Origin of the sequence: Brachybacterium rhamnosum (genome assembly GCF_039526185.1) — a bacterium.
In the GTDB taxonomy this organism is placed as follows: domain Bacteria; phylum Actinomycetota; class Actinomycetes; order Actinomycetales; family Dermabacteraceae; genus Brachybacterium; species Brachybacterium rhamnosum.
In genome coordinates, this window is record NZ_BAAAIS010000002.1 from 520,117 (window position 1) to 543,425 (window position 23,309).

19 protein-coding genes are annotated in these 23,309 nt (G+C 72.5%); 5 read left to right on the forward strand and 14 right to left on the reverse strand.

Translation table 11 applies throughout. The features are described 5' to 3' along the window. Positions 1–184: 184 nt before the first annotated feature. The 10 genes from ABD080_RS04275 to ABD080_RS04320 form a co-directional block, all read right to left on the reverse strand. A complete protein-coding gene (locus ABD080_RS04275) occupies positions 185–1,669 on the reverse strand; it encodes an HNH endonuclease signature motif containing protein (RefSeq protein ID WP_343903754.1) in 1,485 nt (494 codons plus the stop codon). Between the two features lie 595 nt (positions 1,670–2,264). After that, on the reverse strand, positions 2,265–3,020 hold the full coding sequence (locus ABD080_RS04280) for a GntR family transcriptional regulator (protein ID WP_137769311.1): 756 nt from the start codon (positions 3,018–3,020) through the stop codon (positions 2,265–2,267). 51 nt (positions 3,021–3,071) lie between these two features. Further along, positions 3,072–4,532: a sugar porter family MFS transporter gene (locus ABD080_RS04285; RefSeq protein WP_343903755.1), complete on the reverse strand. Its 1,461-nt coding sequence runs from the start codon at positions 4,530–4,532 to the stop codon at positions 3,072–3,074. A gap of 26 nt (positions 4,533–4,558) precedes the next feature. Next, entirely contained in the window at positions 4,559–5,602 is a 1,044-nt protein-coding gene (locus ABD080_RS04290; protein WP_343903756.1) for a Gfo/Idh/MocA family protein, read from the reverse strand. Further along, positions 5,599–6,462: a 5-deoxy-glucuronate isomerase gene (gene iolB, locus ABD080_RS04295; RefSeq protein ID WP_137769314.1), complete on the reverse strand. Its 864-nt coding sequence runs from the start codon at positions 6,460–6,462 to the stop codon at positions 5,599–5,601. The genes ABD080_RS04290 and iolB overlap by 4 nt, the downstream gene beginning before the upstream one ends. A gap of 20 nt (positions 6,463–6,482) precedes the next feature. Beyond that, positions 6,483–7,376: a Cgl0159 family (beta/alpha)8-fold protein gene (locus tag ABD080_RS04300; RefSeq protein WP_137769315.1), complete on the reverse strand. Its 894-nt coding sequence runs from the start codon at positions 7,374–7,376 to the stop codon at positions 6,483–6,485. Then, a complete protein-coding gene (iolC, locus tag ABD080_RS04305; RefSeq protein ID WP_343903757.1) occupies positions 7,373–8,392 on the reverse strand; it encodes a 5-dehydro-2-deoxygluconokinase in 1,020 nt (339 codons plus the stop codon). The genes ABD080_RS04300 and iolC overlap by 4 nt, the downstream gene beginning before the upstream one ends. 131 nt (positions 8,393–8,523) lie before the next feature. Beyond that, the gene (locus tag ABD080_RS04310; RefSeq protein WP_343903758.1) at positions 8,524–8,916 is read right to left on the reverse strand and encodes a tautomerase family protein; all 393 of its coding nucleotides are present in this window, start codon (positions 8,914–8,916) and stop codon (positions 8,524–8,526) included. Next, positions 8,916–9,920, reverse strand: coding sequence for a sugar phosphate isomerase/epimerase family protein (locus ABD080_RS04315; RefSeq protein WP_343903759.1), 1,005 nt, complete (start codon positions 9,918–9,920; stop codon positions 8,916–8,918). The genes ABD080_RS04310 and ABD080_RS04315 overlap by 1 nt, the downstream gene beginning before the upstream one ends. A gap of 26 nt (positions 9,921–9,946) precedes the next feature. Further along, entirely contained in the window at positions 9,947–11,140 is a 1,194-nt protein-coding gene (locus tag ABD080_RS04320) for a Gfo/Idh/MocA family protein (RefSeq protein WP_343903760.1), read from the reverse strand. A 295-nt stretch (positions 11,141–11,435) separates the two neighbouring features. Here ABD080_RS04320 and iolD point away from each other — a divergent pair, with 295 nt between their 5' ends. From iolD to ABD080_RS04345, 5 genes are all read left to right on the forward strand, one after another. After that, on the forward strand, positions 11,436–13,355 hold the full coding sequence (iolD, locus tag ABD080_RS04325) for a 3D-(3,5/4)-trihydroxycyclohexane-1,2-dione acylhydrolase (decyclizing) (RefSeq protein WP_343903761.1): 1,920 nt from the start codon (positions 11,436–11,438) through the stop codon (positions 13,353–13,355). Between the two features lie 14 nt (positions 13,356–13,369). After that, on the forward strand, positions 13,370–14,866 hold the full coding sequence (locus tag ABD080_RS04330; RefSeq protein ID WP_343903762.1) for a CoA-acylating methylmalonate-semialdehyde dehydrogenase: 1,497 nt from the start codon (positions 13,370–13,372) through the stop codon (positions 14,864–14,866). 154 nt (positions 14,867–15,020) lie between these two features. Further along, positions 15,021–15,965 carry a TIM barrel protein gene (locus tag ABD080_RS04335; protein ID WP_343903763.1) on the forward strand — a complete coding sequence of 315 codons (945 nt, stop codon included), beginning with the start codon at positions 15,021–15,023 and terminating at the stop codon, positions 15,963–15,965. A gap of 13 nt (positions 15,966–15,978) precedes the next feature. Next, a complete protein-coding gene (locus ABD080_RS04340; protein ID WP_343903764.1) occupies positions 15,979–16,848 on the forward strand; it encodes a sugar phosphate isomerase/epimerase family protein in 870 nt (289 codons plus the stop codon). Next, complete coding sequence (locus ABD080_RS04345; RefSeq protein WP_343903765.1) at positions 16,848–18,014, forward strand: Gfo/Idh/MocA family protein; 1,167 nt, start codon at positions 16,848–16,850, stop codon at positions 18,012–18,014. The genes ABD080_RS04340 and ABD080_RS04345 overlap by 1 nt, the downstream gene beginning before the upstream one ends. Here ABD080_RS04345 and ABD080_RS04350 read toward each other — a convergent pair. From ABD080_RS04350 to ABD080_RS04365, 4 genes are read right to left on the reverse strand one after another with little or no spacing between them, the layout of a single operon-like run. Next, positions 18,001–19,614 (reverse strand): ATP-binding cassette domain-containing protein, encoded by a 1,614-nt coding sequence (locus ABD080_RS04350; protein WP_343903766.1) that lies wholly within the window; start codon positions 19,612–19,614, stop codon positions 18,001–18,003. The two genes, ABD080_RS04345 and ABD080_RS04350, sit on opposite strands and share 14 nt — an antisense overlap. Further along, complete coding sequence (locus tag ABD080_RS04355) at positions 19,614–21,284, reverse strand: ABC transporter substrate-binding protein (protein ID WP_137769326.1); 1,671 nt, start codon at positions 21,282–21,284, stop codon at positions 19,614–19,616. Before ABD080_RS04355 ends, ABD080_RS04350 begins: the two co-directional genes overlap by 1 nt. Further along, positions 21,281–22,306 carry an ABC transporter permease gene (locus ABD080_RS04360; protein WP_343903767.1) on the reverse strand — a complete coding sequence of 342 codons (1,026 nt, stop codon included), beginning with the start codon at positions 22,304–22,306 and terminating at the stop codon, positions 21,281–21,283. The genes ABD080_RS04355 and ABD080_RS04360 overlap by 4 nt, the downstream gene beginning before the upstream one ends. Next, on the reverse strand, positions 22,303–23,241 hold the full coding sequence (locus ABD080_RS04365) for an ABC transporter permease (protein WP_343903768.1): 939 nt from the start codon (positions 23,239–23,241) through the stop codon (positions 22,303–22,305). The genes ABD080_RS04360 and ABD080_RS04365 overlap by 4 nt, the downstream gene beginning before the upstream one ends. Positions 23,242–23,309: the final 68 nt, after the last annotated feature.

Genomic DNA, 23,309 nt, shown 5'->3' on the forward strand with positions numbered 1-23,309 from the left:
CTGTCCGTCCCCCTTGCGACACTCCTTGTGTCCACCTGACAAGAGTACGGAGGAGTCCGACATCCGAGTCCCTGCTCCCGCGTGCTCCCCGAGGGCTGGCCGCAAGGACCGACCTCTGCGCAGCGGCTCGATTCACCGGACGTCGCCACGTTCTGCGGGCCGAACGGCTGAGCGGTCCTCCGGCTCAGAAGGGCGGCGGCTCGGGCTCGGCGATCTCCTCGTCGAGCGGGGCGAGCGAGGCGATGAGGCGCTCCGCCTCGTGCTCCGCCCAGGCGTCCTCGAGCAGCTCCACCATGGCAGGGGTGAGCAGGTCCGTGTTCTGGCGGGTGTCAAGGGTGAGCAGCTGACCGATCTCCCAATGGGTCGTCGTGCCATCCGGCGCCTTCTCGGGATCGATGAGGCGTTCCGTCTTCAACCGGTGGTGCCACCAGCACAGTCGGTGGAGGTTCCGGATCTCCGTCGCTCCCCCGCTCCCCGGATCCTCGTGGCTGAACTCCTCGATGTGGTCGATCTCCGCCGGGGTGAGCCGGCCGCGGATGCAGCCGGGCACCGCACACACCGGGTCCCGCAACCGCAGGTGCTCGGCCATCGCGGTCGTGGGCCGGTACTGAGCGGCAGGGACGGGGAGGAAGGCGCCGTCAGCCGGGTCGGTAAGGATCCGGTACCAGGTGCGGGACCCTGCGGCGAGCCGGCGCGCGAGCGGCGCCGGCAGCGGGATGACGCCGTCGAGCGTGCCGGGGGCATCGGCGAGCCCCAGGAGGGTCAGCGCGGGGACCACGACGTTGACATGGGCATCCACACCCCGGCGCTCGACGCCGGGCGTCTCCAGCTGGCTGCGGGTGAGGATCGCATAGCGCAGCGCGGCGAGCGGGAGCGGGTGACCGCTCGCGACGACGTCGCCGTCGAGGTCGAAGGGCACCGGCTCCCCGGCCTCGAGCGCGTGGCGCTGGGCGCGCTGGACGGACGGGGCAGTGCCGTCCACCTGCTTCATGAGCGCATAGATCTCGGGGATCGGGCCGAGGACCGAGAGGCAGGCGAGTCCCGAGCCCTCCGCCAGGATCTCGCATCGCACGTCCCGCATCGCCGCGGGGCCGGGGCGCGCAGCATCCGTGTCCCACCAGGTCACGAGCAGGGACAGCTCGCGACAGTAGCGATCCGCCGGGATGTTCTCGAGGTCCCATTCCGCGACATAGGAGTCCACCACGCGGCGCTGCTGCGGCGCGAGCGGGCGGACCTTGCGCACGAGGTGCTCGAAGGCGGGGACGGAGATCTCCCCCGCGGCGAGGCGCCGGAGGACGAGCGGCAGGTCGGTCACGGCGAGGCGTGCGTCGCGCAGCAGGCGCTCCGCGGTGGGGAGGTCCGTGCGCAGCGTGTTCGCGATGACGACGGCGTTGACGTCCGCCTGGTCGTCGGCGTCCTCGACCCACAGCAGGTGGATCTCGCCGATCTCCTCGGCGAGCTCGCGGGACTTGCGGCGCTGGCGCACGAGGAGACGCTCCGCGATCGGGACCTCGACGCCGTCCATGCGGACGTCCGACTCCGCGGCGATGCGCTCGAGGGTGAGCGGCCTGCGCGCGCGGATGATCCGTCGCGGCGGGAAGGACGGCGGCGCGGCGACGGCGAGCGGTGCCCCGATGGGCGCCTCGGCGCCTGCCGTCCCCTCACGCATCTCCCCCTCCCCTCCCGTGCCGCCGACGGGCCATCAACCCCGTCGCCTGTCATCCCAGTTTAGAACACGCGTTCACCCACGGGAAGTGATTCGATGCGGAAACCTGAAATTGTGGACAACAGGGCGGTGGGGAGGAACGACTGGGCACCGACCTGTACCGATTCCCTGTGGCGTCGCCGGCGGGACTCGCGCCGGTTATCCACCACCCCGTCCACCAATGTGGATAACCGGGCGATGTGGAGGAAACGCTCGAGCCTCGTCCGCCGCAGCGCGACGGTGCCCCGCGCCCGCCGCCTCCCCTGCACGGGGCAATCGGGGACGATGCCCTCGAGGAAGCGGTGGGGATACCGGGGGTGGGCGGCGCGGCGGCGCCCCGATGCCCAGCGGGGTGAGCTCGGGGGCGCGGGTGACCCGAGCGCGGCCCCCTCCGCCGCGACGGGCGCGGTGAGCGGCGAGCGGGTCCCGGTCCGCACCTGGGCCGGCGGCTCTCGCGGGACCGCAGGCGCAGGCCGAGTGCACGAGGGGATGCGCGTGAACGACCGGTCAGCGGCCCGCGATCGACGGCGGCACGATCACCCTGCGCACGCGGCGCTGATCAGGAGTCGACGAGCGTCACCGAGAAGGAGTAGCGGCTCGCGCGGTACACGTGGAAGCCGTACTCGACGACGCTGCCGTCGTTCGCGAAGGACTTCCGCTCCATCGTCAGCAGGGCCGCGCCGATCTCCTCGTCGAGCAGCTCCGCATGCTCCTCGTCCGCCACGGTCGCCCCGATCCGCTCCTGCGCGAGCACCGAGACGATGCCCCGCTCCCGCAGGCACGCGTACAGGCCGTTCGCGGCGAGCTCCGCGCGCGAGGGGGCGATCCGCTCGGGGACCACGTTGCGCATGACCGCGAGCGGCTCGTCGTCCGCGTAGCGCACGCGCAGGAGGTCGAGCACCTGGTCGCCCGGGGAGAGCTGGAGCCGGTCCACGGCCTCCGGGGAGGGACGCCCCACCCGGTACTCGACGATCTCCGTGCGCGGGGACTTCCCCGCCGTGCGCAGGTCGTCGTAGAGGGAGGTCAGCGCCACCTGCCGGCTCACCGGGGCCTGCACCACCTGGGTGCCCACGCCGCGCTTGCGCACGAGCATGCCCTTGTCCACGAGGTCCTGGATGCCCTGGCGCACCGTGGGCCGGGACAGACCCAGCCGCTTCGCGAGCGCGAGCTCGTTCTCGAGGCGGCTGCCCGGGGGCAGGGCCCCCGAGCGCACGGCCTCCTCGATGGCGCCCGCGAGCTGCAGGTAGAGCGGCGTCGAGGAGGACCGGTCGACCTGCACCTCCACGAGGGTCCCCTCGGGCGGGATCGTGGTCATCGCGGGCTCCTTCGTCGCCGGATGCTGGTCCGGACAAATATACGGGCGCTGTCAGCTGTCCTGCTTGAGCTTCGGGAGGTAGATCTCGCCGGTCGTGACGTCCTCCTCGAGCTGCTCGAGGGTGCGGCCGCGGGTCTCCGGCACCCACCTCAGGACGAAGAGGAAGGCGACGACGTTGAGCACGGCGAACACGAAGAACGTCGAGGAGAGCCCGAGCCCCGCGATGATCGAGGGGAAGAACAGGCCCAGGATCGAGTTCGTCATCCACAGCACGAACACGCTCACGCCCATGCCGAAGGCGCGCATCTTCTGCGGGAAGATCTCCGAGAGCGTCACCCAGGTCGCCACGTTCAGGCACAGCTGCATCGAGCCGACGAAGGCGGTGATGAGCGCGAGCAGCACGAAGGGCTTCGCGGTCCCCTCCGGCATGACCGAGGCGGTCGTGCCGATGAGCACGTGGAACAGGGCGACCAGGCCGTAGCCCCACAGGAAGGTCTTGCGGCGGCTGAAGCGGTCCATCATCTGCAGCGCGACCACCGCGGCGACCACGGAGATCGTGGCGGGGGCGATGCTCGCGATGAGCGCGCCACCGCGGCCGAATCCCGCGACCTCGAGCACCCGCTCGCCGTAGTACTGGATCGCGTTGATGCCCGTGGTCTGCTGGAAGAAGCCGAGACCGCAGCCGATCAGCACGATCTTCACGAGATTCTTGTTCCTCAGGATCCCGGCGACGCCCATCGAGGTGCGCTGGGACTCCGCGTGGCGGGCGAGCGCGATGTCCTCGAGCTCGGGCTCGGCGCGGCCCGCGGGGCGCAGCCGGTCGAGGATCTCGAGGGCCTCCTGCTGGCGACCCTTGTCGACGAGCCAGCGCGGCGACTCCGGCATGCGCACCATGCCGATGAGCAGCAGCACCGCGGGGATCGCCGCGAGCAGGAACATGACCCGCCAGATGCCGGGGAACTGCTCGCCCCAGACGTTGCCGATGATCGCGTTCATGACGATCGCGAGCAGCTGGCCCAGCACGATCATGAACTCGTTGCGGCCCGCGAGGGAGCCGCGGATCTCGTAGGGGGCGAGCTCCGCGAGGAACACGGGGACCACCACGGAGGCGGCGCCGACGGCGAGACCGAGGACGATCCGACCGGTGACCACGAGCGCGAGGCCCGGCGCGGTCACCACGAGCAGGACGCCCACGATGAACAGCACGGCCATGACGAGGATGGTGGTGCGTCGGCCGATCGCGTCGGAGACCCGGCCGCCCGTGAGGGCGCCGACGGCGCTCGCGAAGAGCAGGGAGCTCACGGCGACGCCGAGGCCGATCTCGGAGAGCCCGAGATCCTCGGTCATGAAGCCGCCGGCGCCGTTGATGACGCTCGTGTCGTAGCCGAAGAGCAGGCCGCCGAGCGTCGCGACGAGGGCGACGAGGCCCAGCCGGCGCTTGTAGGGGCCGGGGGTCAGCGGCGGGAGCTGCGTGGTGCCCTGGGAGACCGGGGGGACAGGACTGTGGGACATGTCGAGACTCCGTTGTCGGCGAGGGGTCAGGGACGGGGACGGGCGGTGACCGCGACGAAGCCCTCGGCGGTGAGGGCCTGCTCCGCGGCGCGGCAGGTGGCGGCGGCGAGGTAGCCGTCCCAGGAGGTCGCGGAGCGCTCGGCGACATTCGAGCCGTCGGCGATCGCGGCGATCCAGGCCTGCACCTCGGCGTCGTAGGCGTCGACGAAGCGGGGGCGGAAGTCCGCCGGGATCGCCCCGCCCCAGGTGCCGCCCTCCTGGTGGGTGGTGACGCGGCCGTGCTCGAGGCCGATGGTCGCGATGCCCGCGGAGCCCACCGCCTCGGTGCGCACCTCGTAGCCGGACGCCGTGTTGACGTACAGCTCGTCGGTGACGATGCGGCCGGCGTCGGTGCGGAAGAGCAGCAGCATCGGGTCGTGCTGGCCCTCGGCGGCGCGCGGGCCGGGGACGGGCAGGATCACCTGCACGCCGGTGACCTGCTCGCCGAGGAAGTAGTGGATCGCGTCGACCTCGTGGACCGCGGAGTCGTAGACCATCATCGTGTCCGTGAAGCCGGGCAGGGTGTGGGCGTTGCGGTGCTTGAGGTTCAGCAGGCTGATCTCGCCCAGCGCGCCCGCGGCGATCGCGTCCCGCAGCTCCGCGTACTCGCGGTCGAAGCGGCGCATGAAGCCGAGGGACACGTAGGGCACGCCGGTCGCCGCGCGGGCCGCGGCCTCCGCCTCGACGACCGTGTAGGCGTCCTCGGGGTTCATGGCCAGCGGCTTCTCGCAGAGCACGGGCTTGCGGGCGTCGATGCAGGCCACGGCCTGGTCGCGGTGGAAGCTGCCAGGGCTCGCGATGAGCACTGCGTCGACGTCCTCGGCGGCGATGAGCTCCTCGGGGGTGTCGACGACGCGGCAGCCGGGGACCGACGCGGCGATCTCCTCCGCCTTGTCGCGGAAGTAGTCGGTGACGACGGCGACGCGGGCCCCCTTGATGCGGCGGGCGATGCGGGTGACGTGGTCGGCGCCCATCTGGCCCACGCCGATCACGCCCACGCGGATGTCGCTGGCAGGGGCTGTGGTGGTCATCGGGTCTCCTCCCAGGTGCCGCGCACCCAGGTCTGGTCGGGGTGGTCGGTGATGTCCCAGGCGCGCTCCGGGGCGGGGCCCGCCATGACGTTGAGGTAGTACATGTCGTGGCCGGGGGCGGCCGCGCAGGGGCCGTGCCAGCCGTGGGGCACGAGGACGGTGTCCCCCGAGCGCACCTCGACGAGCAGGTCCAGCGGCTCGGCCTCGCGGCTCGAGGTGGTCCGGTGGAAGCCGAAGCCGGGCGTGCCGGCGGGGGCGTCCTGGATCTCGTAGTAGTAGATCTCCTCGAGCTCCGATTCGGAATCCGTGGTCTCGTCGTGCTTGTGCGCGGGGTAGCTGGACCAGTTCCCGCCGGGGGTGATGACCTCGCAGGCGATGAGGCTATCGCAGTCGTCGAAGGAGCCGACGGTGCCGAAGTTGCGCACCTGGCGGGTCATGGTGCCGCCGCCGCGGGTCTCGACGGGGACGTCCTCGGCGCGGATCACCGCGGCCGGGAAGGGCCGGGTCGCGACGGCGGCGGCGAGCGCGAAGCGGCCCCCGTCGTCGCTCGCGACGACGAGGTGGGAGTCGATGCCGACGTAGGCGACGTCGGTCGCCCCCGCGAAGACGCTCTCGCGGCCGCGCAGCACGAGCTCCTGCATGCCGCGGGCGTCGCTCACGGTCACGGTGCAGGCGCCGCTGAGCGGGACGACCATGAGCTCGGTGCGGGCGGTGCCGATCTCGGCGCGGCCGCCCGGCTCGAGGGCGAGGACGCGCAGGCCGGTGTGCTCCCAGCCGTCCCGCTCCCCCGGGTCCACGACGGTGTCGTAGGGGCCCTGGGCGGTCGAGCCGGCGGGGAGGTGCAGCTGTGTCCCGGTCATGGGGTTCTCCTTCCGGTGGGTCAGCGGATCATGGCGACGGAGGCGGCCACGGCCGCGTTGACGTCGTCGTCCGCCGGGTAGAGGAGGGTGCGGCCCACCACGAGGCCGCGCACGTTGGGGCGGTCCAGCGCGCGCTTCCAGGTCGCGCGGAGGGTCGCGGGGTCGTCCTGCGCGGGGTCGCCGCCCAGGATGAGGGTGGGCAGCGTGGTCGCGTCCATGACGCGCTCCATGTCGTCCACTGCGGGCAGCTTGAGCCACGTGTAGGCGCTCGTCGCGCCGAGGCCCTGGGCCACGTGGATCGAGCGGATCACGGCCTCCGGGGAGAGGTCGTTGACGACCTTCGTGCCGGGGCCGCCGGGCCGTGAGGACCAGAACGGCTCGACCATGGCGATGAGCTCGTGGCGGGCGAGGTCGGTGACGCCCTGCGCGGTCGCCTCGAGGATGAAGGAGGTGCGGTCGTCCTGCAGGTCGATGCGGGTGAGCATCTTGCCGCCGTCGAAGCCGGAGGCCTTGATCGACGCCGCGTCGTAGGCGGTGAAGCGGTCCTCGATCTCCCACGAGCCGCCCTGGAGGCCGCCGCGGTTCATCGAGGCGAAGACGATCTTGTCCTCGAGGGCGCCGAGCAGCAGGAGGTCCTCGAGGACGTCGGCCGTGCCGAGCACGCCGTCCACGCCGGGCACGGCGAGCGCCTCCCGCATGCGGTCGAGCATCTCGGTGCGCGAGGCCATGGCGGTGGGCCGCGAGCCGACGCCGAGGGCGCCGCGGGCGGGGTGGTCGGCCGCGATGATCATCATCGTGCCGTCCGTGTCCGCGACGGTGCGGCGGGAGCGGGAGGCGGCGAGCCGCGCGATCCGCGCCGGGTCCTCGATGCGGATGCGGGTGACGTCCTCGTAGGAGGTCGCGAACTCGCTCATGCGCGGGCCTCCTGGCCGGTGCCGCGGGAGCGCAGCGCGGAGAGCATCTGCTCGACCGTCTGCCCCTGGTTGGGGTCGCCGCCCGCGAGGAGCGTGTCGATCTCCTCGGTGGTGGGCATGGCGGTCGAGCACTCGAGGCGGCTCGTGACGATCGCCCCGGCCGCGTTGCAGCGGGTGAGGGTCTCCTCGAGGGACTGCCCGGTGAGCAGCCCGTGGCAGAGGGAGCCGCCGAAGCTGTCCCCCGCGCCGAGGCCGTTGATGACCTGGATGAGGTTGGGGGCGACCTCGACGCGCTCGTCACGGGTCTTGCCGAGCACGCCGCGCGGGCCCTGCTTGACGATCGCGATCTCGACGCCGGCCTCGAGCAGGGCATCGGCCGCGCGCTCGGGCTCGGTCTCGCCGACGGCGACCTCGCACTCCTCCTTGTTGCCGACGGCGACGGTCGCGTACTGGAGGGCCTCGCGGTACTGCTCACGGGCCTCCCGGACCGAGTCCCAGAACATGGGGCGGTAGTCGAGGTCGAAGACGGTGTGGGTGGTGCGGCCGCGGGCCTGCAGGGCCGCGTGATGGGCGCTGCGGCTGGGCTCCTCGGAGAGGCCGGTGCCGGAGAACCAGAACAGGGGGACCTCGCGGATCGCCTCGAGGTCGAGGTGCTCGGGGGCGATCTGCAGGTCCGGGGCGCTGGGCCTGCGGTAGAAGTACAGCGGGAAGTCGTCCGGCGGGAAGATCTCGCACAGGGTGATGGGGGTGTTCAGCTCCCCGTTCGGGACGACGTGGCGGCCGGAGACGCCGAGGCGCTCCATCTCCTGGACCACGTAGCGGCCGAAGGGGTCCTCCCCCACGCCGGTGATGACGGCGGGGCGGTGGCCCAGGCGCGCGGCGGCGACGGCGACGTTCGTGGGGCTGCCGCCCAGGAACTTGCCGAAGCTGCTGATGTCCTCGAGTCCCTTGTCGATCTCGAGCGGGTAGAGGTCCACGCCGCTGCGACCGACGGTGATGATGTCGAGCTCTGCCATGGGGATCCGTTCCTCCAGGTCCTGCATCGTTGCGGGCGGGGCGCCGGCGGCTCGGCCGACGTCCCTGTCGGATCATCCTCGCACCGCCGCTGCCATTTGTCCATACAAAGTTGGAGATTGTTCGGCGGCCTCTAGGTGAGCTCGCCGGTCAGGAACTGCGCGCGGCCGTGGCCGAAGGACCAGTCCTCCCGCGCGTTCTCCACGACGGAGACCACGAGGTCCTCGGGACGCACGAGCCCCGCCCCGCCGAGCCGCTCCGCGAGGGCCGCGTAGACCGCCTGCTTCTGCGCGGCCGAGCGCCCCTGCTGGGTGATCTGCACGATCACGACGCCCTCGCCGCGGTCGATGCCGAGCCCCGTGTCCTCCGCGATGATCGCGCCCACGGGCAGCGTCTCGAGGATCTGGTAGCGGCCCCCGGGCGGGGCCGCGAAGTGCTCGAGCATGACCTCCTGGACGAGATCGGCCAGGCGGCGGGACTGCTCGGGCGTGCGCACGGCCTGCTGCGTGATCCGGACGAGCGGCATCACAGCCCCGCTTCCCGGGCCGCGGCGAGCAGGGCGCCCGCGCCGCGCTCGAGACCCTCGACGCGGTCGAACGCCGCGTCCTCGTGCTCGATGTTGATCGCGAGGTCCGGGTCCACCGCGGCGAGCGCCCGCAGGAAGCCCGCCCAGTAGTCCACGTCGTGGCCCTCGCCGATCGCGACGAAGCGCCACGCCGGATCCTCGGGCCAGGTCGAGCAGAAGTGCCCCACGCCCGTGGGCGTGCGCGCCGCCGGGTCCTCCGGCACCGGGCCGAAGGCCGGGTCGAGCACGCCGCGCACGGCCGCCCCGGGCAGCACCGCCGTGTCCTTCGCGTGCACGTGCGTGATGTGCGAGCCCAGGCGCTCGATGCAGGCCACGGGGTCCATCTGCTGCCAGAAGAGGTGGCTGGGGTCGAGGTTCACGCCGAGGTGCGTGGGCTCCACGCGGTCCAGCAGCTGCTCGAAGCTCAGCGGCGTGAACACGAGGTTCCGCGGGTGCATCTCGAGGGCCACGCGCACGTCCCGCTCCCGGGCCAGCGCGTCGATCTCCTTCCAGAAGGGCACGGCGACGGACCACTGGTACTCGAGCACCTCGAGGTCGATCCCGTTCCACGGGTTCACGACCCAGCTGGGGTAGCGGGCGCCCGGGTCCGAGCCCGGGGTGCCGGACATGGCGACCACGTCCCGCACCCCCAGCTCCCCCGCGAGCTCGATCGTGCGCCGCAGGTCGTGGGCGTGGGGCACGCCCTCGGTGGGCAGCGGGGAGAGCGGGTTGCCGGAGACGGTGAGCCCGTTCAGCGTCATGCCGCGGCCCTCGAACTGGGCGAGCAGCTCGCGCCGGGCGCGGTCGCTCGCGAGCAGCGCGTCCACGTGCGCGTGCGGCGAGGGGATGAAGCCGCCGGTGTTGATCTCCGCGCCGGTGAGGCCCGCGCCCGCGAGCACGTCGAGGGCCTCGGGGAGGGTGCGGTCCTGCAGGCAGGCGGTGTAGGCGCCGAAGGTGAAGCTCATGATGCTCTCCTCTCGGGGGGGACGGGTCAGTCGATCGCGACGGCCGCGCCGCCGGCCGCGGCGGAGTCCGCGACCGCGCCGAGGATCCGCATCTGGCGGTAGCCGTGCTCGAAGCTCGCGCAGGGCGGCAGCGCCCCGTCGGTGATGCCCGCGACCTGCTGCAGGAAGGCGTGCGCCTGGTAGGTGAACTGCTCGATCTGGTTCAGGCCCACGCCGCCGAAGGCCATCGAGGAGCCGTTCGCGAAGTAGGGGAAGGAGGGGTTCACGAGCACCTGGCGCAGCCCGCCGAGGCCCTCCGGGGAGGAGGAGTCCGCGAGCTGGATCTCGCCCGTGCGGTCGAGCGACCAGGTGGCCGTGCCGCCCGTGCCGAGCACCGCGAGGTTCTTGTAGTTGGGCAGGCCGTGGGCCACGCGGGAGACGGAGAAGGTGCCGGCGGCGCCGGAGGCGAAGCGCGCGGTGAAGGTCGCCATGTCGTCGTTCTCGACCTCCTCCTTGGGGGCGTCGGCCGCCGCGGCGACCCCGCGGCCGCCCGCGACGGCGCCGCCCGCGACGGGGCGCTCGGCGATCGTGCGCACGAGCTGCGCGCCGGAGACCTCGACGACGGGGCCCATGATGAGCTCGGCCGAGTCCACGAGGTGGGAGCCGACGTCGCCGAGGGCGCCGGTGCCCATGGGGCCCTTGTAGCGCCAGGCCATGGGCACGTTCGGATCCGCGCCGTAGTCGCACCAGTAACGGGCGTCGAGGTGGGAGAGCTCGCCGAGCGCGCCCTCCTGGGCGAGCTGCGCGAGCTTCGCGATCCCGGCGTTGCGGCGGAAGGTGTAGCCCGTCGCGAGCACGAGCTCGGGGTGCGCCCGCTGGAGGGCGGCCATGGCGGCGGCGTCCTCGAGGGTCCCGGCGAGCGGCTTCTCGCACAGCACGTGCTTGCCGGCCGCGGCCATGGCCTCGGCGATCTCGCGGTGCAGGGCGTTGCCGACGACGATCGAGACCACGTCGATCGAGTCGTCCTCGGCGACGGCGCGCCAGTCGCCCACGGCGTTCTCGTAGCCGTAGCGGGCGGCGGCGTCCTCGGCGAAGGGCAGGTGGGCGTCCGCGATGGTCGCGAGGCGCACGGGCGGCAGGCCCAGGTCGTAGACGGTGCCGGCCTGGCGCCAGGCGTTGGCGTGGGTGCGGCCGGCCATGCCGGCCCCGATCACGGCGACGGAGAGGGGTGCGGTCGTCATCGAGAGCTCCTGTCGGAGGGGGGAGTTTGTCAGCACAGTGCGCAAGCGTCATTGCTGGTTTGTTCTGTCGATACGGCGGATCGACCCTGACGAACGGGGACGCTAGCACGCGGTCCACGGCCCATGGAAGGCCTTGGACACCCCTGTTGGTGTCGCATGTTCTGACAAAGTGTTGACAGCGGGGAGCGTGCTCGTCATGCTGGTCCCCGTACGAACTCACCGTCGAGTCGCCCTGCCCGACGGTGCCATCCCGAGGCCCGCTCCCCCGGAGCGCGGCCGGTCACCCGGAGGCAGCATGAGCGTCCCCCGTCCTGCAGAGACCGCAGGCAGCGACACGATCCGGCTCACCGTCGGCCAGGCCGTCGTCCGCTTCCTCGCCGCCCAGCACACCGAGCGCGACGGCGTCCGGCAGCGTCTGGTCCCCGGCACCTTCGGCATCTTCGGCCACGGCAACGTCGCCGGCATCGGCCAGGCGCTGCTGCAGAACGCCGTCGACCCCGCCGAGGGCGAGGCGGACATGCCCTACTACCAGGCCCGCAACGAGCAGAACATGGTGCACACGGCCGTCGCCTACGCCCGCACCCGCAACCGCCTGCAGACCCTCGCCTGCACCGCCTCGATCGGCCCCGGCTCCACGAACATGGTCACCGGCGCCGCGCTCGCCACGATCGACCGCATCCCCGTGCTGCTCCTGCCCAGCGACGTCTTCGCCAACCGCGCCGTGGACCCCGTGCTCCAGCAGCTCGAGGACGAGCGCGCCATGGACGTGAGCGTCAACGACGCCTTCCGTCCCGTCTCGCGCTACTTCGACCGCATCTGGCGGCCCGAGCAGCTCATCCCCTCCCTGCTCGCCGCGATGCGCGTGCTCACCGACCCCGCCGAGACCGGCGCGGTGACGATCTGCCTCCCGCAGGACGTGCAGGCCGAGGCCCACGACTTCCCCGCCGCGCTGTTCCGCGAGCGCACCTGGCACGTGGGCCGTCCCGTCCCCGAGCCCGCCGCCCTCGAGCGCGCGGCGGAGGCGATCCGCGGGGCCCGTCGGCCCGTGCTCGTCGCGGGCGGCGGCACGATCTACTCCGAGGCCTCCGCCGCCCTCGAGGCCTTCGCGGACGCCACCGGGATCCCCGTGCTCGACACCCAGGCCGGCAAGGGCGCGCTCAGCGCGGACCACCCGCTGTGCGTCGGCGGCGTCGGCGCGACCGGCAACGACGCCGCCAACACGCTCGCCGCCGAGGCGGACCTCGTGATCGGCGTCGGCACCCGCTACACCGACTTCACGACCGCCTCCCACACCGCCTTCCGGAACCCGGACGTGCGCTTCGTGAACCTCAACGTCAAGGCCTTCGACGCCGCGAAGCACTCCGCCGAGATGGTCGTGGCCGACGCCCGCGCCGGCCTCGACGCGCTGCGCGAGGCGCTCCAGGGCTGGCAGGCGCCCGCCGAGCACGGCGAGCGCGCCCGCGTCCTGCGCGACCGGTGGGAGGAGCTCGTCGCCCCCTGCTTCGCCCCGCACGACCAGGAGCTGCCCGCCCAGACCGAGATCTTCGGCGCGCTCAACGAGCTCATGGGCGACGAGGACGTGGTCATCAACGCGGCCGGCTCCATGCCCGGCGACCTGCAGGCCCTGTGGAAGGCCCGCTCCCCGAGGCAGTACCACCTCGAGTACGGCTACTCCTGCATGGGCTACGAGCTGCCCGCCTCCCTCGGCGTGAAGATGGCCGCGCCGGAGGCGGAGGTCGTCGCGATCATCGGCGACGGCACCTTCCAGATGGCGCCGCAGGAGATCGCGACCATCGTCGCGGAGGATCTCAAGGTCATCCTCGTGATCCTCCAGAACCACGGCTGGTCCTCGATCGGCGCGCTCTCGGAGTCCCACGGCTCCCAGCGCTTCGGCACGAAGTACCGCATGCGCAGCGGCGAGAGCGGCCTGCTCGACGGGGACAAGCTCCCCTTCGACATCCCCGCGAACATCCGCTCCTACGGCCTCGAGGTCGCCGAGGTCAGCTCCACCGCCGACTTCCGCGACGCCTACCGCCGCGCCGAGGCCTCCGAGCACGCCACCGCGATCGTCGTCAACACCGACCTGTACGGCCCGCACCCGCCGGGCAGCGGCTGGTGGGACGTGCCCGTCTCCGCGACGAGCCGGCTCGAGTCCACCCAGGCGGCCCGCACCGAGTACGAGGCGGCCCTCGCGCCGCAGCGCCACTACCTCTGAGGAGAGACATCACCATGACCTACGACGTCCAGCACTGGATCGCCGGCGCCGAGACCCCCGGCAGCGGCTCCACCCAGCCCATCCTGAACCCCGCGACCGGCGAGCAGGTGGGCACCCTCCACCTCGGCGACGCCTCGACCGTCGACCGCGCCGTCGAGGTCGCCGCCGCGGCCCAGCGGGAGTGGGCCCAGGTGTCGCTGTCCAAGCGCACCCAGATCCTCTACCGCATGCGCCAGCTCATGATCGAGCACACCGACGAGATCGCCGAGGTCATCACCCGCGAGCACGGCAAGACCGTCGCCGACGCGAAGGGCGAGATCGCCCGCGGCCTCGAGACCCTCGAGTTCGCCACCTCCATCACCCAGGACCTCAAGGGCGGCTTCTCCGAGAACGTCTCGAGCGGCGTGGACGCGCACACCATGCGACAGCCGCTCGGCGTCGTCGCCGGCATCACGCCCTTCAACTTCCCCGCGATGGTGCCCTTCTGGATGCACCCCGTCGCGATCGCCACCGGCAACGCCTTCATCCTCAAGCCCTCCGAGCGGGACCCCTCCGCCTCGAGCATCGTCGCCCGCCTCTACCAGGAGGCCGGCCTGCCCGACGGCGTCTTCCAGGTGGTCCAGGGCGGCAAGGAGGTCGTCGACGCGCTGTGCGCCCACGACGGCATCGCCGCCGTGAGCTTCGTCGGCTCCACCCCGATCGCCAGGCACGTCCACCAGGCCGCCTCGGCGACCGGCAAGCGGGTCCAGGCCCTGGGCGGCGCGAACAACCACGCCGTCGTCATGCCGGACGCGAACATCGAGTTCGCCGCGGCGCAGATCTCCTCGGGCGCATTCGGCTCCGCGGGCGAGCGCTGCATGGCCGTGCCGGTCGCTGTGACCGTCGGCGACGTCCACGAGCGGTTCCTCGAGGCGATCGCGGCGGAGGCGAAGAAGCTCCGCGTCGGCCCCGGCTCCGACCCGTCGACGGACATGCCGCCCGTCATCACCGCCGACGCGAAGGCCCGCGTGCTCCGCATGACCGACGAGGCCGAGCAGGCCGGCGGGCGGATCGTCGTCGACGGTCGCGGCCTCGTCGTCGAGGGCTTCGAGAACGGCAACTTCGTGGGGCCGACGGTCATCACCGACCTCGACGCCACGCACCCGACCTACACCGACGAGGTGTTCGGGCCGCTGCTCGTGGTCATGCACGTCGACAACTTCGACGAGGCGGTCGCGCTCGTGAACTCCTCGCCCTTCGGCAACGGCACCGCGATCTTCACCGACTCCGGCCACTACGCGCGCCGCTACCAGGAGGAGATCCAGGTGGGCATGATCGGCGTGAACGTGCCGATCCCGACCCCCGTGGGCTACTACTCCTTCGGCGGCTGGAAGGACTCGCTGTTCGGCGAGCACCACGCGCACGGCCCCGAGGCCGTCGGCTTCTACACCCGCCAGAAGGCGATCACCACGCGCTGGCCCGCGCAGAACGAGTCCGTCGAGAGCTCCATGAGCTTCCCGACCCACGACTGAGCCGGGCCCGCCCCCTCGCACCTCGCCCCCTTCTCTGCGATGGTCCGATTCCGTTCCAGATCCCGCTCCGGAGTGGAACGGAATCGGACCATCCGCGAGGGGGCGGGCGGAGCCAGCAGCAGACATGACCTCCGCATCGAAGGAGATGCCCCTGATGACCAGCACTTCCCCCGACGTCGCCGTCGACCGCTCGCGGAATCCCGAGAACCGCCTCACCATCGGCGTGTGCCCCGACCAGTGGGGCGTGTGGTTCCCGCAGGACGAGAAGCAGATCCCCTGGCGCACCGCGCTCGGCGAGATGGCGGAGGCCGGCTTCTCCGTCATGGAGACCGGACCGTGGGGCTACTTCCCCCAGGATGCGACGGAGCTGCGCTCCGTGATGGACGAGCACGGCTTCCGGGTCGTCGCCGGCACCGGCTGGGGCGTGCTCCACCAGGAGGAGGCGTGGGCGGAGACCGAGCGCACCTTCCGCGCGATCGCGCAGACCCATGCCGAGGTGGGCGCCGAGTACATGGTGCACCTGCCGCCGCTGTACCGCGACGACAAGACCTGGGAGTTCACCGACGAGCGGCATCTCACCGGGGACGCCTGGCGGCTCTACGTCCAGAACGCGAACCGGCTCGGGAAGCTCCTCAAGGAGGACTACGGGCTCACGATGGTGCTGCACCCCCACGGCGACAGCCACATCGAGACGCCCGAGGAGATCTCCCGGATCTTCGAGGCGACGGACCCGGAGCTCGTCTCCTTCTGCCTGGACACCGGCCACGTCGTCTACGGAGGCGGCGACCCCGTGCAGATGATCGAGGACTACCCCGAGCGGATCGGCTACGTGCACATCAAGGCCTTCGACCCGGACCTCACCCGGCAGGCGCACGAGAACGACTGGCCCTTCGGCGAGGCCGTCGCCAAGGGCGCCTCGGTGCGCCCGCCCGCCGGCCTGCCGGACATGAAGGAGCTCGTCGCGAAGCTGACGACGCTCGACCGGGACCTGTACGTCATCTGCGAGCAGGACCTGTACCCCTGCGATCCGGGGCTGCCGCTGCCCAACGCGATCGCGACCCGCGAGTACCTGGCCGAGTGCGGCCTGGGCGTGAAGTGACGGAGGCGCACCCATGGTGAAGGTCCTGCTGGATCCGAGCATGTACCACCCGCACCTCAGCGTCGCGGACGAGGTGCGCAAGGCCGCGGAGCTCGGCTACCGCTACCTCGAGCTGTCGCCGCGCGCGGACTTCCACGAGTGGCACCACCGGCCCAAGGTGGACCGCCACCAGATCGCCGAGGTCAAGGCCGCGATCAAGGAGACCGGGGTGCGGATCCACTCCTTCAACCCCGTCTTCGACTGGTCGAGCCCCGACGAGGAGGAGCGGCAAGCGCAGGTGCGGAACTGGCGGCGCCTGCTCGAGATCGCCGACGCCCTCGAGGTGCCGCTGATCGCGACCGAGTTCTCCGGCGACCCGACCAACCCGCGGCGCAGCGAGGCGCAGTTCTACCGCTCGATCGAGGAGCTGATCCCCGACTTCGAGCGCTACGGGCTCGAGTGCACGATCGAGGCGCACCCCTACGACTTCGTCGAGGACAACGACCGGGCCGTGCAGATCGTGCGCGGCGTGGACCGCGACTGGCTGAACTACGAGTTCTGCTTCCCGCACGCCTTCCACCTGGGGCAGGGCCGCAGGACGCCCCGCCAGATGATGGAGTACGCCGGGGACCGCCTGCGCCACCTGCACGTCGCGGACGTCTTCGACCACACGGCGAACGTCGGCAACCGCTACATCGTGAACCCGCCCGGGGTGGACGCCCGCGTGCACCAGCACAACGAGATCGGCAACGGCGAGATCGACTGGGACGACGCCTTCGCGTACCTCCGCGAGCGCGGCTACGACGGCACCGTCTCCGTGTGCGTCTTCGGCTGGGAGGAGGACGCCGACGCGATCCACCGCCGGATGCGCGAGCGGATCCTCGCCGAGCTGGGAGGGGAGTGATGATGCGGGAGATCGGCGTCGCCGTCGTGGGGCTCGGCTGGATGGGGCGGCTGCACGCCTCCTCCTACCAGCGGCTGCCCTCGCGCTACCCCGAGCTGGGTGTGCGGCCGCGGCTCGTGGTCTCGGCGGACCCGGTGGAGGCGAACCAGCGGGCGGCCGTGGAGCAGTTCGGCTTCGAGCGGGCCGTGCCGAGCCTCGAGGAGGCCCTCGCCGACCCCGCCGTGGACGTCGTCTCGATCTGCTCGCCGAACTTCCTGCACCGCGAGCTCGCCCTGCTCGCCGCGCGGGCCGGGAAGCCGTTCTGGATCGAGAAGCCGATGGGCGTCTCCGCCGCGCAGTCCCGGGAGATCCGCGACGCCGCGCGCGAGGCCGGGGTCGCCACGGCGGTGGGCTTCAACTACCGCCACGCCCCCGCGATCGCGCACCTGCGCGCGCTCGTCGCGGAGGGGCGGCTGGGGCGCGTCACGAACGTGCGCTGCCACCTCGACGCGGACTACGCCTCCTCGTCCGACGGGCCCCTCACCTGGCGCTACGACCGCGAGAAGGCGGGCAGCGGCGTGATCGGGGACCTGCTCTCCCACGGCGTGGACCTCGTCTCCCACGTCACCGGGCAGGCGATCACCGAGGTCAGCGCCATGACCGACGTGTTCATCCGTGAGCGGCCGATCCCGCTCGGCGCGGGCGTGGGCCACGGCGGCATGGAGCTGAGCGGCGAGCACGGGCCCGTCGGCAACGAGGACTGGGCCGCCGCGCTCGCCCACCTCGACGGCGGCGCCCACGCGACCCTCGAGACCAGCCGCGTAGCCCGCGGCCACCGCTCCGACTACGCCCTCGAGGTGTTCGGCACGGAGGGCTCCGCCCGCTGGTCGTTCACCCGCATGAACGAGTTCGAGGTGATGATCGGCGACGGCGGCACCGAGCACGGCTACACGACCGTGCTCGCGGGCGCCGGCCACGGCGACTACGCGCGCTTCCAGCCCGGCCCCGGCATCCCGCTGAGCTTCGACGACCTCAAGACCATCGAGGGCGCGGCCTTCCTCTCCGACGTCACGGCCGGCACCGCGCTCGCCCCGAACGCCGAGGACGGCCTGCGCGCGGCCGAGGCGTGCGAGGCGATCGTCCGCTCCGCCGCGAGCCGGGCGTGGGAGGCGGTCAGCGCGAGCTGAGGCGGCGCTCGGGGTCGGGGATGCTCGCGAGCAGGGCGCGGGTGTACTCGTGCTGCGGGGAGCCCAGCACCTCGCGCGCGGTGCCCTGCTCGACGGCCTGCCCGGCGCGGAGCACGGTGACGTGGTCCGCGAGGGAGCCGACGACGGCGAGGTCATGGCTGATGAAGACGCACGCGAAGCGCGCCTCCTCGATCGCCTCGCGCAGCACATCGATGACATGCGCCTGGATGGTGACGTCGAGGGCGCTCGTGGGCTCGTCGGCGACGAGCAGGGACGGCCTGCGGATCAGCGCGCGGGCGATCGAGACCCGCTGGCGCTGCCCGCCGGAGAGCTCGTGCGGCAGCCGGCGCGCGTAGGAGGCGGGCAGGCGCACCTGCTCGAGCGCCGCCGCCACCCGCCGCGCGGCATCGGCGCGGCTCGTGGTCCCCTCGAGCTGCAGCGGCTCTCCCACGCTCCAGCCCACGGTGCGCCGCGGGTTGAGCGAGGAGGCCGGGTTCTGGAACACCATGCCCACCTGGGCGTACGCCTTCCGTCGGGCGGCACGGCCCAGGGTGCGCGGGTCCACGCCGTCGAGCTCGAGGGTGCGGGCCTCGACGGGGACGAGACCCGCGAGCGCCTTGCCCCAGGTGGACTTCCCGGAGCCGGACTCCCCCACGAGACCGTGGATCTGCCCGGGCCGGATCTCCATGCCGACCCCGTCGAGCGCCCGGTGCGCGCCGCCGCGACGGCGGTACTCGACCGAGAGCCCCTCGACGCGCACGACGGGCTCCCCCTCCTCCGCGGCGTCGTCGGCCGCGGAGGCGTGCTCGAGGGCCTCGGCGAGCCGCGGCACCGCGGTGAGCAGCTCGCGGGTGTAGGGCGCCGAGGCGTTCCCGAGCACCTCGCGCACGCTCCCCGTCTCGACGACGGCGCCGTCCTTGAGGACGACGACCTCGTCGGCGATCTCGCCCACCACGCCCATGTCGTGCGTGATGAGCAGGACCCCCACCTCGCGCTCCTCGACGATGCGGCGCAGCAGCTGGAGGATGCCGCGCTGCACGGTGACGTCGAGGGCGGTGGTGGGCTCGTCGGCGATGAGCAGGTCCGGGTCGCCGCTCAGGGCGAGGGCGATGACGACGCGCTGCATCTCGCCGCCGGAGAGCTCGTGCGGGTACGAGGCGGCCGTGCGGTCCGGATCGGGAAGGCCGACGGAGGCGAGCAGCTCCCGCATCCGCTCCCGCACGCGGGCCGCGCCGCGGAGGTCCTCGCGCACCGCGAGCACGTCCCGGAAGGCCGCGGAGACCTTCATGACCGGGGACAGCGACTGCCCCGGCTCCTGGAAGACGGTGCCCACGCGGTGCGCGCGCACCTGCCGCAGCGGCCCCGGGGCGAGGCCCACGAGCTCCTCCCCGTCCAGCCGCGCGCTGCCCCGGACCTCCGCGCCCGCGGGCTGGAGTCCGATCGTGGACAGGGCGCTGATGCTCTTGCCCGAGCCGGACTCGCCCACGAGGGCGGTGATCCGGCCGCGGCGCACGGTGAGGTCCAGGCCGGACACGATGGTCCGGCCCGCGATCGCCACGTGCAGGGCGTCGAGGACGAGGAGGTCGCTCGCGGTGGTCATCAGCCCAGCGTCACCGTGAGGTAGTTCGGGTAGGCCGGGAACTCGCCGATGACGAAGTCCTTCACGCCGGAACCGTGGAGGAAGGAGTTCTTCGAGTAGATGAGCGGCACCAGCGGGGAGTCCTGCAGGATCTGCTTGTCCACGGCGGCCCACTTCGCGGCGGCCTCGTCGGCGTCGACCGTCGAGGAGGCGTCCAGCAGGGCCTTGTCCACCTCGGGGTTCGAGTAGCGGGCGAGGTTGTAGTTGCCGCCGCCGATCTGGCTCGAGTCGAACAGCGGGGTGAGGTTCGCGTCCGGGGAGGGGACGTCGGGCTGCCAGGAGCCGAGCACCAGGTCGTAGCCGGAGCCGTCGCCCGCCGGGACCTCGGAGGTGTAGGCGTTCTCGTCGAGCGGCTGGATCGTCACGGTGATGCCGGCGCGGGCGAGACCCTGCTGGATCGCCTCCGCGGCGGCGGTGTCGTCCTCGGTGATGACCAGGCGCAGGCTGAGGTCCTTCACGCCGGCCTCGGCGAGCAGGGACTTCGCCTTCTCGGCGTCGCCCGCGGGCGCGTCGCCGTACAGCGAGTACTCCTCGCGGCCCTCGATGCCGGGGGTGATGAGGGTCGTCGCGTAGTCGCCGGAGATCTCGCCGCCCTTGGCGGTGCGGTAGGCCTCCTTGTCCACGGCGTACTGGATCGCGGTGCGGACCTTGACGTCCTTGAGCGCCTCGGACTGCGTGTTCATGGCGAGGTACTCGAGCGCGCCGGGGCCGGAGGTGACGAGGCGGTCGCCCACCTTGGGGTCGTTCTGCGCCTGGACGAGCTGGGCGGCCGGCACGAAGCTCGCGAGGAAGGCGTCCTGCGCGTCGGAGCGGTCGGCGATGAGCGACTGGGCGACGACGCTGGAGTCCTGGGCGAGGGCGAACTCGATGCTGTCGGGGCCGCCGGTGCGGGCCTGGTCCGTCGAGGAGTCCCACTTCTCGTTGCGCTCGAGGACGACCTGGCTGCCGGCCTTGTACGAGGCCACGCGGTAGGGGCCGCTCGCGACCGGCTTGGTCGCGTAGCTCTCGGGCTCGCCGGAGTCCTCGGGGACGGGCGCGAAGGCGGGCGTCGAGGCGATCCAGCCGAAGGCGCCGTAGGGGCGGTTGAGGTGGAAGACGAGGGTCGTCTCGTCCTTCGCCTCGATCGAGTCGAGGTGCTTCCCGGAGAAGGGGCCCTCGTAGTCCTCGCCGCCCTCGAGCAGCACCTTGTGGTAGGTCAGGCCGCCCGTGAGCTCCTTCGCGAAGGAGCGCTCGAGGCCGTACTTCACGGTCGCGGCGGTGATCGCCGTGCCGTCCTCGAAGGTGAGTCCGTCCTGGAGGGTGAAGGTCCAGGTCCTGCCGTCGTCCGACGGGGTCCCGGTGTCCGTGGCGAGGTCGGGGATGAGCTCGGTGGGGGCGTCGGCCGAGGTCTTCCAGGCGGTGAGGCGGCGCGCCGTGAGGCCCAGCGAGGTGATCGCGAGGCTCTGGCTCGTCGCGGGGTCGAAGCTCATGTCCTCGCTGGTGGAGAAGATCGTGAGGGTGCCGCCCTGGGCGCCGCCGGCGTCGGACGAGGAGGAGGAGCCGCCGTCGGTGCACGCGGCGAGCGCGCCGAGTCCGAGGACGACGGGGCCGGCGGCGAGGAGGCCGCGACGGGGGAGGCGGGGGCTGGTCATGAGGATGTCTCCTGGGTGGTGGGGGTGGCGGGGCGGCGGCCGCCGACGGCCAGACGGCGGTCGAGCAGGGGCCGGGCGAGGTCCGCGGCGAGGTTCGCGAGGACGATGAGCAGGGAGCCGACGAACGTGGTCCCGACGATGACGGGGAGGTCCGCGGTGGAGGTCGCGTCGAGCAGCAGCGCGCCGAGGCCCGGCAGGCCGAAGATCCGCTCCGTGATGACGGTGCCGCCGAGCAGGGCGCCGAGGTCGAGGGCGACGAGGGTCGTGAGCGGCAGGGCGAGGTTGCGCAGGGCGTAGCGGTCGATGCGGCGCTCGGGGAGGCCGGCGGCGCGGGCGGTGCGCGCGTAGTCCAGGCCCAGCTGCTCGATCATCAAGGAGCGGACGAGCCGGGCGTAGACGGCGCCGTTGAGGAAGGCGAGCGTGGCCCACGGCAGGATCAGGTGCAGCGCCCACGGGCCGGGGCCGTCGGCCAGGTTCTCGTAGCCGCCGCTGGGCAGCAGGCCCAGGCGCAGGGCGACGACGACCACCGCGAGCAGGCCCACGACGAAGGCGGGGGCGGAGGCCGAGATCACCGAGACCGCGGTGACGACCCGGTCGAGGATCCCGCCCTGGCGACGGGCGGCGAGGGCGCCCGCGGCGATGCCGAGGACGGACTGCAGCACGACGGCGCCGATCGCGACCGAGACGGTGACCGGGAACCGCTCACCGATGAGGGTCGTGACGTCCTGGTGGTATTGGAAGGAGTAGCCCAGGCACGGGGCGGCGCAGTGCACGAGCACGTCGCCGGAGCCGTAGGTGCGGCCCACGACGAGCGCGGCGAGGAAGCTGCCGAGCTGCGCCCACCAGGGGCGGTCGAAGCCCATGAAGCCGCGCGCGGCCTCGAGGTCCTCCGGGGAGCAGGGCTTGCCGCACATGCGCAGGGCGGGGTCGATCGGGGCGAGGTAGAAGATCGCGTAGGTGAGCGCGAGGACGACGAGCAGCACGCCGAGGCTGCGGGCCACGCGCTGGAGGGCGGGGATCACGGGCGGCCTCCCCGCGGGTCGAGGGCGTCCCGGAGGGTGTCTCCGAGGATGGTGAAGGAGAAGGTCACGAGGAACAGGGCCGCCGCGGGGAAGAGCAGGAAGGCGGGGTCCACGAGCAGCCAGTTGATCGCGTCGCCGATCGAGCGGCCCCAGGACGGGGTGGGCGGGAGCATGCCGACGCCGAGGAAGGACAGCGTGGCCTCCGCGGCGATGCGCCCGGGCAGCGAGATGCAGGAGAAGACGATGACGGTCGAGGCGACGTTCGGCAGCACCTGATGGCGGAAGACGTGCCCGAAGCGGGCGCCCATGACGCGGGAGGCGACGACGTAGGGCTGGCGGACGATGACCCGGGTCTCCGCCGCGACGACGCGCGCGATCGAGGGCCAGCCGAACATGCCGATGACGAGGGTGAGCAGCAGGGCGCGGGGCGCCTCGAGCGGGAACAGCGCGCTGAGCGCGATCGCGAAGATGAGGAAGGGGAAGCCGAGGGTCACGTCGGTCGCGAAGTCCACGAGCTTCTCGACGACGCCGCCGACGGCGCCCGCGACGATCCCGAGCACCACGCCGATCACGGTCGCGAGCAGGGTCGAGGCGAGGCCCACGAGCAGGGACACGCGCGCCCCGTAGACGACGAGGGAGAAGAGGTCGCGCCCGGTGCCGGGCTCGACGCCGAACCAGTGGTCGCCGCTCACGCCGCCCAGCGCGCCGGCGGGCGCGGTGTCGGGGCCCAGGGCGTCCGCGTGGTAAGTGAACGGGTCGTTGCCGCTGAGCGCGGCGAGCTGCGGTGCGAGGAGCGCGGCGAGCACGCTCACCAGCACGACGACCGCGGCCGCGAGGGGCAGCGGGCGCAGGAAGGCGCGGCCCACCGAGCGGCGGGCGGGGCGCTCGTCGAGCGAGGCGGCCGCCTCCGCCGGCAGGGCATCGCTGGTCGTCATCATCAAGGCTTTCGATTGTCCCAACGTGAACGTTGGTCAGTATCCCACCGCCCACCCGCCGCGGTCGC

Excerpts from the sequence above, each read along its gene's own strand:
- ABD080_RS04275 (WP_343903754.1), bottom strand. The coding sequence starts at position 1,669 with ATGCGTGAGGGGACGGCAGGCGCCGAGGCGCCCATCGGGGCACCGCTC.
- ABD080_RS04280 (WP_137769311.1), bottom strand. The coding sequence starts at position 3,020 with ATGACCACGATCCCGCCCGAGGGGACCCTCGTGGAGGTGCAGGTCGAC.
- ABD080_RS04285 (WP_343903755.1), bottom strand. The coding sequence starts at position 4,532 with ATGTCCCACAGTCCTGTCCCCCCGGTCTCCCAGGGCACCACGCAGCTC.
- ABD080_RS04290 (WP_343903756.1), bottom strand. The coding sequence starts at position 5,602 with ATGACCACCACAGCCCCTGCCAGCGACATCCGCGTGGGCGTGATCGGC.
- iolB (WP_137769314.1), bottom strand. The coding sequence starts at position 6,462 with ATGACCGGGACACAGCTGCACCTCCCCGCCGGCTCGACCGCCCAGGGC.
- ABD080_RS04300 (WP_137769315.1), bottom strand. The coding sequence starts at position 7,376 with ATGAGCGAGTTCGCGACCTCCTACGAGGACGTCACCCGCATCCGCATC.
- iolC (WP_343903757.1), bottom strand. The coding sequence starts at position 8,392 with ATGGCAGAGCTCGACATCATCACCGTCGGTCGCAGCGGCGTGGACCTC.
- ABD080_RS04310 (WP_343903758.1), bottom strand. The coding sequence starts at position 8,916 with ATGCCGCTCGTCCGGATCACGCAGCAGGCCGTGCGCACGCCCGAGCAG.
- ABD080_RS04315 (WP_343903759.1), bottom strand. The coding sequence starts at position 9,920 with ATGAGCTTCACCTTCGGCGCCTACACCGCCTGCCTGCAGGACCGCACC.
- ABD080_RS04320 (WP_343903760.1), bottom strand. The coding sequence starts at position 11,140 with ATGACGACCGCACCCCTCTCCGTCGCCGTGATCGGGGCCGGCATGGCC.
- iolD (WP_343903761.1), top strand. The coding sequence starts at position 11,436 with ATGAGCGTCCCCCGTCCTGCAGAGACCGCAGGCAGCGACACGATCCGG.
- ABD080_RS04330 (WP_343903762.1), top strand. The coding sequence starts at position 13,370 with ATGACCTACGACGTCCAGCACTGGATCGCCGGCGCCGAGACCCCCGGC.
- ABD080_RS04335 (WP_343903763.1), top strand. The coding sequence starts at position 15,021 with ATGACCAGCACTTCCCCCGACGTCGCCGTCGACCGCTCGCGGAATCCC.
- ABD080_RS04340 (WP_343903764.1), top strand. The coding sequence starts at position 15,979 with ATGGTGAAGGTCCTGCTGGATCCGAGCATGTACCACCCGCACCTCAGC.
- ABD080_RS04345 (WP_343903765.1), top strand. The coding sequence starts at position 16,848 with ATGATGCGGGAGATCGGCGTCGCCGTCGTGGGGCTCGGCTGGATGGGG.
- ABD080_RS04350 (WP_343903766.1), bottom strand. The coding sequence starts at position 19,614 with ATGACCACCGCGAGCGACCTCCTCGTCCTCGACGCCCTGCACGTGGCG.
- ABD080_RS04355 (WP_137769326.1), bottom strand. The coding sequence starts at position 21,284 with ATGACCAGCCCCCGCCTCCCCCGTCGCGGCCTCCTCGCCGCCGGCCCC.
- ABD080_RS04365 (WP_343903768.1), bottom strand. The coding sequence starts at position 23,241 with ATGACGACCAGCGATGCCCTGCCGGCGGAGGCGGCCGCCTCGCTCGAC.